The organism is Umezawaea tangerina (genome assembly GCF_003002815.1).
Classification (GTDB): Bacteria; Actinomycetota; Actinomycetes; order Mycobacteriales; family Pseudonocardiaceae; genus Umezawaea; species Umezawaea tangerina.
Genome location: NZ_PVTF01000005.1, coordinates 632095 through 644205 on the forward strand (window position 1 = coordinate 632095; position 12111 = coordinate 644205).

General features: G+C 73.1%; 10 protein-coding genes. 5 read left to right on the forward strand and 5 right to left on the reverse strand.

The window, feature by feature from the left end:
• Positions 1-30: 30 nt before the first annotated feature.
• From CLV43_RS20210 to CLV43_RS20225, 4 genes are all read right to left on the reverse strand, one after another.
• A complete protein-coding gene (locus CLV43_RS20210; RefSeq protein ID WP_106188746.1) occupies positions 31-678 on the reverse strand; it encodes a hypothetical protein in 648 nt (215 codons plus the stop codon).
• Between the two features lie 153 nt (positions 679-831).
• Positions 832-1488: a response regulator gene (locus CLV43_RS20215; protein ID WP_106188747.1), complete on the reverse strand. Its 657-nt coding sequence runs from the start codon at positions 1486-1488 to the stop codon at positions 832-834.
• On the reverse strand, positions 1467-2564 hold the full coding sequence (locus CLV43_RS20220) for a hypothetical protein (RefSeq protein ID WP_245886711.1): 1098 nt from the start codon (positions 2562-2564) through the stop codon (positions 1467-1469). Before CLV43_RS20220 ends, CLV43_RS20215 begins: the two co-directional genes overlap by 22 nt.
• Positions 2557-3681, reverse strand: coding sequence for a sensor histidine kinase (locus CLV43_RS20225; RefSeq protein WP_245886713.1), 1125 nt, complete (start codon positions 3679-3681; stop codon positions 2557-2559). The genes CLV43_RS20220 and CLV43_RS20225 overlap by 8 nt, the downstream gene beginning before the upstream one ends.
• A gap of 126 nt (positions 3682-3807) precedes the next feature.
• Between CLV43_RS20225 and CLV43_RS47860 the strand changes: the two genes are divergently transcribed.
• A complete protein-coding gene (locus CLV43_RS47860) occupies positions 3808-3957 on the forward strand; it encodes a hypothetical protein (protein ID WP_170155922.1) in 150 nt (49 codons plus the stop codon).
• Between the two features lie 124 nt (positions 3958-4081).
• Here CLV43_RS47860 and CLV43_RS20230 read toward each other — a convergent pair whose 3' ends face one another.
• On the reverse strand, positions 4082-5110 hold the full coding sequence (locus tag CLV43_RS20230) for a LacI family DNA-binding transcriptional regulator (protein ID WP_106188748.1): 1029 nt from the start codon (positions 5108-5110) through the stop codon (positions 4082-4084).
• 244 nt (positions 5111-5354) lie between these two features.
• On the opposite strand from CLV43_RS20230, the gene CLV43_RS20235 reads away from it, so the two are divergent.
• The 4 genes from CLV43_RS20235 to CLV43_RS20250 all read left to right on the forward strand — a co-directional run bounded on the left by CLV43_RS20235 (position 5355) and on the right by CLV43_RS20250 (position 12083).
• On the forward strand, positions 5355-7778 hold the full coding sequence (locus CLV43_RS20235) for a glycoside hydrolase family 3 C-terminal domain-containing protein (protein ID WP_106188749.1): 2424 nt from the start codon (positions 5355-5357) through the stop codon (positions 7776-7778).
• Between the two features lie 125 nt (positions 7779-7903).
• The gene (locus CLV43_RS20240) at positions 7904-8959 is read left to right on the forward strand and encodes a LacI family DNA-binding transcriptional regulator (protein WP_146174824.1); all 1056 of its coding nucleotides are present in this window, start codon (positions 7904-7906) and stop codon (positions 8957-8959) included.
• 205 nt (positions 8960-9164) lie between these two features.
• Positions 9165-11426: a hypothetical protein gene (locus CLV43_RS20245; RefSeq protein WP_146174825.1), complete on the forward strand. Its 2262-nt coding sequence runs from the start codon at positions 9165-9167 to the stop codon at positions 11424-11426.
• A gap of 174 nt (positions 11427-11600) precedes the next feature.
• Complete coding sequence (locus CLV43_RS20250; RefSeq protein ID WP_146174826.1) at positions 11601-12083, forward strand: hypothetical protein; 483 nt, start codon at positions 11601-11603, stop codon at positions 12081-12083.
• Positions 12084-12111 lie beyond the last annotated feature (28 nt).

Here is a 12111-nt window from a genome sequence, read left to right on the forward strand (position 1 = left end):
CGCCGCGCCCCGCCACACCCCCAGTGGGTGTCAGCTCTTCCAGGTGATCGGCGACTTGAGGTAGTCGTCGCCCTTGTCGAACGTCGCGCCCGCCACGGTCGCGCCCTCGCGCGCGGCCTGCAGCACGCAGGTCTCGAACTTCGCGCCCGCGGTGGTGAAGTCCTTCTTGGCGGTCTCGGACTTGCACTTGTCCACGTCGCCGCTGATGATCACGCCGGTCGACTTGCCGTCGGCGCCGATGCCCCGCAGGCTCACCGAGCTGTAGGCCAGGTCGCTGCCGTCGACGTTCTCCACGGTGGCCCGGATGAAGAACGGCGTGAGCCCGTTGGCCTTGTCGCCGAACTTCGCGAGGTCGGCGGTGGTGCCCTGCTCGATCGCGGTCACGACGATGGCGATCGTGCCCTGCTTGTCGGTGCCGTACTTGAACGGCACGACCGCCCGGTCGCCCACCTTCAGCGTCGAGCCCGGCTTGGTGACGTCACCGGAGGCGGCCTCGGTCGACTTGGTGGACTTCGTGGCCGACGTGTCCGAGGTCGGCGACACGGCGCTGGTCGCGGCCGTGACCGGTGCGGTGGACGGCGACGGCGCGGCCGTGCCCCCGGTCTCGCTCGCGCAGGACGACAGCAGGACGGCGGCCGCGCCGACGGCGGCGAACAGGGTGCCACGGACGTGCTTCATGGATCTCCTCGTTAGACCCCGCCGGCACGGGGAGCCCGCGGGGAGTGCGTGACGACCGCGGCCGAACAGGGGCTTCGCGGTTGCGCCGAACGCTAGCGGCGATCGGCGCCGGGCACTGTCGGTCGTTCGCACCACAAGGTCATGACAGGTCGGTCACAGTTCGTCGACGCCGATGAGACCGTCCTGGATCGCGCGGGCCACGAGCGCCGCCTTGGTGGGGGCGTCGCGGCCGATCTGGGCGTACTTGACCCGGATGCGCTCCAGGTGGGAGTTGACCGTGCTGGCCGTGATGCCCAGGCGCTGCGCGACGAAGTCCTTCGACTCCGACTGGAACCACTCCACCAGCACCTCGGTCTCGCGGGCGGACAGGGCGGGCCGGTGGTCGGAGCGGTCACCGGCGAGGGCGCCCGCCAGCGACGGAGGGGTGTAGGCGTCGCCGCGGGCCGCCGCGCGGGTGGCCTCGACCAGGTGGTCGGCGCCCTCGGCCTTGGTCAGGTAGCACAGCGCCCCCAGCTCCAGGCAGTGCAGCGCGATCTCGTCGTCGGCGCGCATCGAGTACACGACGACGTTGCGGCCCGCCTCGACGAGCCTGCGCAGGTCGCCCAGCACCGGCGTCGGGCCGCCCAGGTGCAGGTCGAGGATCACCACGTCGGCGGTGGCGCCCTCGTCGAGCCAGGCCGCGCTCACGTCCTCGCCGCTGCTGACGACCTCGATCGGCGGCGTCCCGGACGTGAGCCAGTAGGCCACGCCCGCGCGCACCGCCGGGTGGTCGTCCACGACCACGGCGGTCAGCCGGTCCTCGTGCGCCATCTCGCCTCCATCCGCGTGTGCTCCCCGTAGGTCCCGCAGTCCACTTCGACGAGCGCCGAGCCGCCGTCGATCCCGACCTCGGTGTCCGTCATGACGGCCACCCGCACCTCCTCGTCGGTGCGCAGCACGCTGACCCGCGCGCGCCCGCGCACCGCCGACAGCGCCACCACCAGCGGCGCGGTCAGCTCGCGGCGCACCGCCGTCGGGACCGGGACGGCCGCGCCGCTGACCGCGAGCGACACCTCGACCCCGCGCCGCTGCGCCGCGTCCACGCAGGCCGCGACCTCGTGGACCAGCGGGTCGGGTACTTCGTCGTTCTCGGCGAACAGCCTGCGCAGCTGGGTCGCGGCCAGCGCGCACCGGTGCCGGGTGTCCTCGTCGCGCGGGTCGAGCGTGCGGTCGGCCAGGCCCACCAGCAGCGGCAGGGTGGCGCCGAGCTGCCCGGCGAAGGTCACCCGCCGGTCGCGTTCCCACTGCTCGGCCAGCGCCGCGCGGGTGGTGACCCGGTCGCGCTCGGCGGCGACCAGCGCCGCCTGCCGGGACTGGCGGCGCAGCACCAGCGTGATCACCGCGATCGCGGCCTGGAAGCTGAGCACGCTGAGCACCACGACCCCGGCGGCGCCGACCTCCGCGCGGTCGTGCCCGCCCGCCAGGGCGAACTGGACGACGCTGGCGGCGAAGTGGGTGCCGAGCGCGGCGACCAGCAGCCCGACCCGGTCGAACAGCAGCACCAGCAGGTGCCACCCGACCAGGCCGAACGACCAGTGCACGTCGAGGAAGAACCCGTCGGGCGGCAGGGCCGCGGTCACCGCGCTCGACGCGACCAGCACCACCACCGCGCCGACGGCGACCACGGCTGTCGGCAGCGGCCTCCCGCGCAGCACCCAGACCGCGCACACGGCCGTGACCAGCGCCAGCACCGCGAACGCCGCGTCGACCACCCAGGCGGGCCGGTACTCGGCCTGGTGGCGGACCAGCGGTGCCGCGTTCAGGCCCAGCTGCACGACGGCGGTCACGACGAGCAGGCCGGTCCGCATGATGGCGATGACCCGGTCCTGGGCGCGGAGGTCAGCCACGGGGCCACGCCAGCCGCACGGTCGTGCCGTCGCCGGGCCGTGAGGTCACGGTGGCGCTGCCGCCGACGGCCGCCATCCGCTCGACCACCGACCCGCGGATTCCCCGGCGGTGCCCCGGCACGTCACCGGGCTCGAACCCGTGCCCGGTGTCGACCACCGTCACCACCACGCCCTCCCCGTCGGCCGCGACCCGCAGGCCCGCCTCGCGCACGCCCGCGTGCCGGGCGACGTTGGCCATCGCCTCCTGCACGGCGCGCACCAGCGCGAGGGTGACCGGCACGGGCAGCAGCGGCACGCGCTCCCAGTGGGCGTCGACCGCCAGCGGGCTCCGCTCGGCCACCGCGCGCAGCGACGACTCGACGTCCACCAGCCGGTCGTCCAGGCCCGGCGCGTCGCGGAGCACGTCCAGGTCGCGGCGGGCGTGCTCGGCGACCTCGGCCGGGTCCGCGGTGCGGCCGCGCAGGGCGACCATGAGGAACGTCGCCGACGCCGTGTCGTGCAGCAGCGCCAGGTACTCGCGTTCCCGCCGCCGCCGTTCCCGCGCCAGCACCTCCGCGCGCTCCAACGCCGCCTGGCGCGCGCGCAGCTCGTCCACGCCGCGGGTGGAGCGCAGCAGCAGGTGGAACGCCAGCCGGGCGAGCAGGCACTCCACCAGCACCCGCAGCACCGTGAACGGCGCTCCCCCGGACAGCACGAACACCGCCAGCAGCCCGGCGGTGACCGGCACCGTCCAGGTCGGCGGCCACTCCCACTGCACCGTGATCGCGGTGATCGTCAGGACGTTGAGCGCCCACAGGTTCGGCCCCGCCGCCGGCACCGTCCACGCCTGCGTCGCGCACACCACCCCCGCCCGCAGCACCGCCAACGCGAACGTGACCCGCGCACCCCGCCCGGTCGCGCTGGTGACCACGTCCGCCACCGCACCGACCAGCACCAGCCCGACCAGCGCGAGACCGACGGGGAGGGCGTCGTCGGGCACCGACAGGAGCCCGAACGCACTGATCAAGGCCAACCCGATCCCCCGCACGGGACCCGCGAACCGGCTGATCGCCACCAGGAACCCGGCCTCGACGTCACCGGGTGCCGGGTTGGCGTCCTCGGGCGACAGGGGCGGCACCGCACACCCCCTGACGTCGTCGTTCCGGCTCCGGCGAGTATCCCGCGCCGCCCCACCCGGTGCCGGGCGGGGTTAGGCCGAGTGGCGGATGAGGCCAGGCGGTCGGGTATCGCCGACCGACTCCGCGTGATCGACCGCACCGCGCTCGCCGACTCGCTCGCCGACTCGCTCGCCAACGACGGCATCGACCGGTACGACATGGGCATCAAGGAACCGGGGAACCCGGTGACGCTGAACCCGCAGCACGTGGTTCGCGTGATCGACGGGATGTACTGACGACCGCACCGCGAATTCCGGCCGCGCGGCTCGCTCCGCGCCGTTGACGCCACCCCGACCAGCGAGTCGCCACCGGAATCCCGAGCCTGCCGCCGACGGCCGCTCCACCCGGTGCCGGGCGGGGTTAGGCCGAGTGGCGGATGACGAGGGTGGGTTCGAAGACGACGGAGGTGACGCGGCCGTCGTGGCGGCCGATGCGGTCGAGCAGCAGGCGGGACATCTCGGCGGCCATGTCCTCCACCGGTTGGCGGACGGTGGTGAGGGCGGGGCGGCTGGCGGTGGCGGCGCTGCTGTCGTCGAAGCCGATGACGGCCACGTCGTCGGGGACGCGGCGGCCGTGGTCGCGCAGGACGTGCAGCGCCCCGGCGGCCATGAGGTCGTTGGCGGCGAAGACGCCGTCGAGGTCGGGGTGTTCGGCGAGCAGGTGTTCCATGGCCTTCTCGCCGCTGTCCTGGGTGAAGTTGCCCTCCACGTACGGGGCGGCGGGGTGGCCGTGGTCGGCCCAGGCGTCCTGGAACCCGGCCAGGCGCTCCTGGCTGGCGGGCACGTCGAGCGGGCCGGAGATGGTGGTGACGCGGCGGCAGCCGCGGCCGACGAGGTGGTCGACGGCGAGCCGGGCGCCGTCGCGGTGGGCGAGGTCGACGTAGCTGATCGACAGCGGCTTGGTGGGCCTGGCGAACAGGACGGCGGGGACGCCCGCGGCGACCAGCATCGCGGGCAGCGGGTCCTGGGAGTGGATGGCGACGACCACGGCGCCGTCGGCGTTGCCCTGGCGCAGGTGGTCGACGACGTGGGCGCGGGACTCGTGGGTGTCGGCGAACATCAGCAGCGGGTAGACGCCCAGCGGTCTGAGCGCGTTGATGAGCCCGCTGGTGACCCGGCCGAAGAACGGGTCCACCAGGATGTCGCCGCCGAAGTCGCCCGCGCCGGAGACGACCAGCGCGATCGTGCCGGTGCGCCGGGTGACCAGCGAGCGGGCCGCGGTGTTGGGCGTGTAGCCGGTCTTCGCGATGGCGCGGCGCACCGTCTCCTGGATGGCCGGGTCGACGTTGCGGGTCGTGTTGATCACGCGCGACACCGTCGCGCGGGACACCCCCGCCACCCGTGCCACGTCCTCCAACGTGGGAGGACGTGCCTGGGACGCTGCGCTCATGGAGGCTTTATAGCACGTAGGAGAGCGCTCTCCAGACCGTGTTCCCACCTTCGGCCGCATGGAGAGCGCTCTCCACAATGGGAAAAACTCGTCCGACCCTAAAACGGGGTCAACGCTGCGGAGTTGTCCGGATTCCCTGCGTGAAGTCCAGGTAGCGGACCCCTATTGACACGCGCGGGACCCGGAGGCGAGTGTAGGAGCCATTGGAGAGCGCTCTCCAACCAAGACCAGGAGTGATCGCCACATGACGACCACGTACAGCGCCGGTGCGAGCACCGACCTCGAGGACCTGCTCGACCGGCTGACCCTGGAGCAGAAGATCCGCCTGCTGTCGGGCGGCGGCACGTTCCGCGCCCAGGCCGAGCCCGCCATCGGGCTGCGGGCGATCGTGTTCTCCGACGGCCCGGTCGGCGTGCGCGGCGAGCGGTGGGACGAGCGGGACACCGCGCTGACCCTGCCCTCGCCCACCGCGATGGCCGCGACCTGGGACCCCGAGCTGGTCACGGGCCTGGGCAGGCTGCTGGCCGCCGAGGCGCGGCGCAAGGGCGTCGACGTGCTGCTGGCGCCGAACCTGAACCTGCACCGCTCCCCCTTGGGCGGCCGCCACTTCGAGTGCTTCTCCGAGGACCCGCTGCTGACCGCCCGGATCGGCGCCGCCTACATCACCGGCGTGCAGTCCGGTGGTGTCGCGGCGACCGCGAAGCACTACGTGGCCAACGAGTCGGAGACCGAACGGCTCACCCTGGACGCCCGGATCGACGAGCGGACCCTGCACGAGGTGTACCTGCTGCCGTTCGAGGAGGCCGTCCGCGCGGGCGCCTGGGTCGTGATGTCGGCCTACAACGGCGTGAACGGCGCGTCGATGTCCGACAGCCCGCTGCTGGCCGAACCGCTGCGCGGCACGTGGGGCTTCGACGGCCTGGTCGTCTCGGACTGGGGCGCGGTGCGCACCGTCGAGTCGCCGGTGGACCTGGCCATGCCCGGCCCGCACGAGCTGCGCGGCGAGCCGCTGCTGGCCGCCGTGCGCCGCGGTGACGTCCCCGAGTCGGCGGTCGACGAGAAGGTGCGCCGGATCCTGCTGCTGGCCCGGCGGGTCGGGGCGCTGGAGCCGACCACGTCCGTGCCGCCGCCGCGGATCACCCCCGACGAGTCGCGCGGACGGCTGCGCCGCGCCGTGGCGGCGGGCTCGGTGCTGTTGCGCAACAGCGGTTCCCTGCTCCCCCTGGACCCGGCGGCGCTGACCCGCGTCGCGGTGCTCGGCCCGAACGCGGTCGACGCGCGGGTGCAGGGCGGCGGCAGCGCGGGCGTGTTCCCGGCGGCCGTGGTCTCCCCCGTCGACGGCATCCGCTCCGCGCTGGCGGGCAGGGCCGAGGTCGTGCACCGCGCGGGCGCGTTCCTGCACACCCGGCCGACCCCGTTGAGCCCGGCCGACTCCCGCAACCCGGTCACCGGCGAGCCCGGTGTGCTGGTGCGCTACCTCGGCCCGGACGACGAGGTGCTGCACGTCGAGCACCGGCTCAGCGGCCGCGTCCTGGAGCCGTCGGTCGAGCTGACCGCCACCACCGTCGAGGTCAGCGCGCTGATGCGCCCGTCCACGACCGGCGACTGGCGGTTCGCGGTGGTCGGGCTCGGCGCGGTGAGCCTGGAGGTCGACGGCCACCGGCTGGTGGACGAGCACGTGGTGCCCGAGTCCGACGACCCCACCTACGTGCACGTCGCCCCGTCGTTCCGCGAGGTCAGCTGGCCGGTCGAGGCGGGCGTCGACGTCCTGCTGCGCGCCCGCAGGCGGATGGAGCCCGACGAGGGCCTCGCCGTCGCGCTGGCCGCCGACCCGCCGCGCGTCGACGAGAACGCCGAGCTCGCCGCGGCCGTGGACCTGGCCCGCGGGGCCGACGTCGCGGTCGTCGTGGTCGGCACCACCGACGAGATCGAGAGCGAGGGCTTCGACCGCGGCTCGCTGGAGCTGCCCGGCAGGCAGGACGAGCTCGTCCGGGCCGTCGCCGCGGTGAACCCGCGCACCGTCGTGGTCGTCAACGCCGGTGGCCCGGTGGAGCTGCCGTGGCGCGAGGACGTCGCCGCGGTGCTGGTGACCTGGTTCCCCGGCCAGGAGGCGGGCGACGGGCTGGCCGACGTGCTGTTCGGCCTGGCCGAGCCCGGCGGGCGGCTGCCGACCACGTGGGCGGCCCGCACCCCGGACGCGCCGGTGCTGGAGACGAAGCCGATCGGCGGCGTGCTGGAGTACACCGAGGGCTCGCACATCGGCTACCGCGCGTGGGCGGGCTCCCCCGTCGCGCCCGCGTACTGGTTCGGCCACGGCCTCGGCTACACGACCTGGTCGTACGAGGGCTTCTCCGCCCGCGACAACGTCGCCGTGGAGCAGGGCTTCGACGTCCGGGTCCGGGTCCGCAACACCGGTTCCCGCCCCGGCCGCGACGTCGTGCAGGTCTACCAGGCCACCGGCCAGGACCGCCGCCTGGTCGGCTACGCCCCCGTCCACGCCGCGCCCGACGAGGCGGTGTGGGTGAAGGTGCCGATCGAACCGCGCGCGCTGCGCCGGTGGTCGCCGGCGGAAAGCCGCTGGGTGCCGGAGACCGGCGCCATCACCCTGATGGCGGGCCCGTCCTCGGGTGAGCTGCCGCTGGTCGCGCGGCTGAACACGTCGGCCTAGCCGGTGCCGTCCGAGCGGTTCGCCCGCCTTGCCCTGTTTCGGCGGCCGCCGACGTCCAACGACTAGTACGATAGCGCTGGTCAGGATCGTTTTAACGATCAAGCCGCAGCGCTGGGAGTGTGACGATGGCGGAAGCGCCTGCCGGGTCCGCCGCGAGACGGCGGGGGTCCGGCGCGGTGACGATCGCCGACGTCGCCGCGGCGGCGGCCGTCTCCAAGCAGACGGTCTCCAACGTGATGAACTACCCGGAGAAGGTGCGCGCGGAGACGCGGGAACGCGTGCGGCGGGCCGTCGCGGAGCTGGGGTTCCAGCCCAACCGGATGGCGCGGGCGCTGCGGTCCAGCACGGCCGGGATGATCGCGTGCCGCATCGAGCCGGTCTCCTCGCGGTCGCTCGCCCCGTTCCACGACCGGTTCCTGCACGCGCTGGCCGAGGCCGGGCAGGCCGTGGGCAGGCACCTGATGCTGTTCGCGGTGGACGACGCCGAGAGCGAGGCGGCCACCTGCGTGCGGCTCGTGCGCACCGGCGCGGTCGAGGGCGTGGTGCTGTACAACGTGGTCCCCGGTGACCTGAGGCCGCCGGTGCTGCTCGAGGCCGGGGTGCCGTTCGTGTGCTTCGGGCGGGTTCCCGGACTCGACGACGCGGGCGCGTGGGTGGACGTGGACAACGCGGCGGGCGTCGCCGCCGTCGTCGACCACCTGGCCGAGGCCGGGCACCGGCGGATCGGCTTCCTGGGCTTCCCGGACGGGCACCGGGTCGGCGACGACCGCGCCGACGGCTGGGTGGCGGCGATGGACCGGCACGGGCTGCTGGCGGGCAGCCACCGCTTCGACACGCGCGGCGAGGACACCTGGACCAGCGGCGCGAAGATGGCGCGCGGGCTGCTCGACCGCGCGGGTGCGCCGACCGCGCTGGTGGCGGTCTCCGACACGCTGGCGGCGGGCGCGTTGCAGGCCATCCGCGACCTCGGGCTGGCACCGGGGCACGACGTGGCACTGGTGGGCTACGACGACACGCCCTCGGCGGAGGTCCTGGACCTGTCCAGCGTCCGCCAGCCGTTGGCCGAGGTCGGCCGCCGGATCGTGGAGGTGCTGTGCCCGACCGGCGGGGCGACGGTCCCGGCGCCGTCGCTGCTGCGGCCGGAACTGGTCGTGCGCGGCTCCTCCCGACGCCGGGCCTGATCCCGCGACGGCTCCACCGCCGCGCCGGGGCGCTATCGCGATTGGATCGATCCACCGCACGCCCTGACCTCACGCGGGGGCATGGGAATCTTCCTTCGTTGACAGCACAAGTGGGCTGTGGTTGTGTGCGTCACATCGATTTTATCGATCACATTGCGTCCTTCGGACCCTGTCGCGCGAGGGCGTGGTCGGAGGGATGGCCCACATGAAGAGGCACAGTCGAAAGCGCCGCGGCTGGTCGGCCGCGGTCCTCGCCGCGGCCCTGGTCGTGACCGGCGGCACCCAGGTCTGGCACTCCGCGCCGGCGCGGGCGTCCGTCACGCAGCACGACAGCGCCTCGATCGGCTGGGAGGGCGACTACTACGGCGTCCTGACCCACAAGGACGGCAGCTTCGACGTCCACTCGGGGCCCGACACGACGGTCCGGTTCGGGATCTACAACAACCCCGCGCGGCTCCAGTGGTTCAACACCGGCGGCTACTACCCCGCCCTGACCACGCAGTTCGAGCGGGACAACAGCACCGTCACCATCACCAACTTCGGGGACAAGGTGACGATCGGCGGTCGGGACTTCGTCGCCGTGTACTCGCGGGTCGCCGTGGTCAACCACGACTCGGTCGCGCACGTCCTGGACCCGGCGCCGACCGGCGGGACGCTCGCGCTCAACCACCCGTCGACCACCGTCCCGGCCGGGCGCACCACCACCTTCGACTACGTGATCGCGGCCGACAGGTTCGGTCAGGGCTACGCCTGGCCCACCGGCGACGAGCTCGTCGCCGCGGGCGGCTACGACACCCACTACGCGCACATGACGTCGTACTGGGACGGCAAGCTGGCCCAGATCGCCCAGGTCCGGGTGCCCGACCCGCAGCTGGGCAACGCCTACCGGGCGGGCTACATCACCACGAACCTCGTCAAGGACGGCAACCGGTTCAACGTCGGCGAGAACGGCTACGACGCCATCTTCAACCACGACCTGGTCGGCATCCTGGTCCAGCTGCTGGAGGCCGGCGACCTCAACCGCGCCAAGGACTACCTGCCGACGCTGATCGCCAAGGACGACCCCGGTGACATCACCAGGATGTACCCGGACGGGACGTGGAAGTACAGCTGGCCGTGGGCGGTGTACCTGCGCAAGACCGGCGACGCCGCCTTCGTCCGGAGCAACTTCGCCACGATCAGGCAGACCGCGCACGCCATCGAGTCCGACGCCACCGGTCCCGGCGGCATCATGAAGGCCACCAACGCCGTGGACACCACCGGCTACTGGACCGTGGACAACCAGTCGGCTCTGCTGGGCCTGCTCACCTACCGGTACATCGCCACCACCCTGGGCGAGTCCGCCGAGGCGTCCTGGGCCGACCGGGTCTACAACACCCTGCTGGGCGCGGTCAACGCCAGGCTCGACAACACCATCTCCACCAACCGGCTCTCCTACCTGCCGTGCGCCATGGACGTCCCCAACAGCGGTGCGAACGTGTGCGGCCAGACCAACAACGGCAACTGGGCCTCGATGTTCCTGTTCGGCCGCTGGGCCTGGGACGGCCAGCTGTGGGGCAGCACCCCCGCCGGTCCGATGAGCACCCTGGTCGACGCCACCTACGACAACGGCTTCAGCCACCTGTCGAACCTGCCCAAGCACACCTTCGGCGGCTACCCCGGCGTGAGCAGCGCCTACAACGCGGGCTACGGCTCGGCGGGCCTGGCCTCGTCCCGCTACCGCTCCGAGGGCATCTACGCCTACCAGTACCTCGTGCAGAACGCCCAGAGCGCCCCCTTCTCCTGGTGGGAGGGGATCCAGTCCGTCGGGACGGGCAACTGGTCCCCCGGCACCCACAGCACCGCGGGCAGCGGCTCCAGCCCGCACATGTGGGGCCAGGCCAACGCCTCCAAGGTGCTGCTGGACTCGCTGGTCGCCGAGAAGCTCGACGGCTCGGTGGTCGTCGGCCGCGGACTGCCCAACCAGTGGCTCCGCGACGGCGCGACCACCAGCGTCGGCAACTACCCCATCGCGGGCGGCAGGCGCATGGGTGCGGCGATCACCGCCTCCGGCGCGACCGTCGGCCTCACCCTGACCGGGGCCGCGCCCGCGGGTGGTGTGCGGTTCGAGGTACCGGCGTTCGTCGGGAACATCGCCGGGGCCAGCGCGGGGACCGTCGACAGCGCCAGGGGTGTCGTCACCCTGCCGCCGGGGACCGGCTCGGTCACCGTGACGCTGGCCCGGCCGGCGGTGTTCGCCGAGAAGGGCGGGCTCGACCTGCAGGGGTACTGCACGTCGATCGGCGCGGTGAACGGCGCGGTGCTGGCGGGGACGACCGCGAACGACTGGCGCTGCGTCACCGGCACCGGCGCCCAGGTGGGCATGGACCTCGACGACGCCTGCCAGCGCCAGAACCCGCACGAGCAGGCCGTGTTCTCCCGGAGCCTCGCCGTGTCCGACCCCTACAGCTGGAAGTGCCTGGCCTGAGCGCAGTACCACGGTGGACGGCGGGACACGGCGGACCACAGTGGACGGTTAACACGAAAGGCTGAAGAAGTTCAGCCCAAAGCATTTCCCCCGCTTGGCGCCGTAGGGTCAGCGGGGAACCCGGTTCAACGACAGGAGAACGACTTCGGGCAGCACCCAGGACAGGTGATCCATATGCGACGACCAAGGTTGATGGCGGCGGTCGCGGGCCTCGCCCTCGCGATGACGACGACGGTGACCGCGCTCGCGGACGCACCGGACCGGCAGACCGGTCCGGTGCGCGTGACCCTCAAACCGCTCAGCGGGGTCGTTGTCACGCCGAACCGCTACTGGTACATCCGCGGCGAGTTCAGGTTCACCGTGAAGGCCACCGACGTCGGGACGGAGGACGACCAGAACCTGTTCGTCTTCGTGTCGATCCCCGACGAGATCCGGATGACCACCTTCTCCGGGAACCGCTGGCGGTGCGAGTCCGTCGTGGGCGGCCTCGACTGCTCCAACCCCGACCTCGTCGTCCCCGGCGAGTCGTGGCCCGCGCTGACGATCACCACCCGCGGCACCGGGTACGTGCAGGACACCCTCGACGTCTACGCCATCGCCAACGGCGACGACTGGGCGCACGTGGGCGTGCCGTTCGTCTACGACACCTCGTCCTGACCCCCGCACCGGGAGCACCCGACGCGGG

Excerpts from the sequence above, each read along its gene's own strand:
- CLV43_RS20240 (WP_146174824.1), top strand. The coding sequence starts at position 7,904 with ATGGCGGAAGCGCCTGCCGGGTCCGCCGCGAGACGGCGGGGGTCCGGC.
- CLV43_RS20235 (WP_106188749.1), top strand. The coding sequence starts at position 5,355 with ATGACGACCACGTACAGCGCCGGTGCGAGCACCGACCTCGAGGACCTG.
- CLV43_RS20245 (WP_146174825.1), top strand. The coding sequence starts at position 9,165 with ATGAAGAGGCACAGTCGAAAGCGCCGCGGCTGGTCGGCCGCGGTCCTC.
- CLV43_RS20250 (WP_146174826.1), top strand. The coding sequence starts at position 11,601 with ATGCGACGACCAAGGTTGATGGCGGCGGTCGCGGGCCTCGCCCTCGCG.
- CLV43_RS20230 (WP_106188748.1), bottom strand. The coding sequence starts at position 5,110 with ATGAGCGCAGCGTCCCAGGCACGTCCTCCCACGTTGGAGGACGTGGCA.
- CLV43_RS20210 (WP_106188746.1), bottom strand. The coding sequence starts at position 678 with ATGAAGCACGTCCGTGGCACCCTGTTCGCCGCCGTCGGCGCGGCCGCC.
- CLV43_RS20215 (WP_106188747.1), bottom strand. The coding sequence starts at position 1,488 with ATGGCGCACGAGGACCGGCTGACCGCCGTGGTCGTGGACGACCACCCG.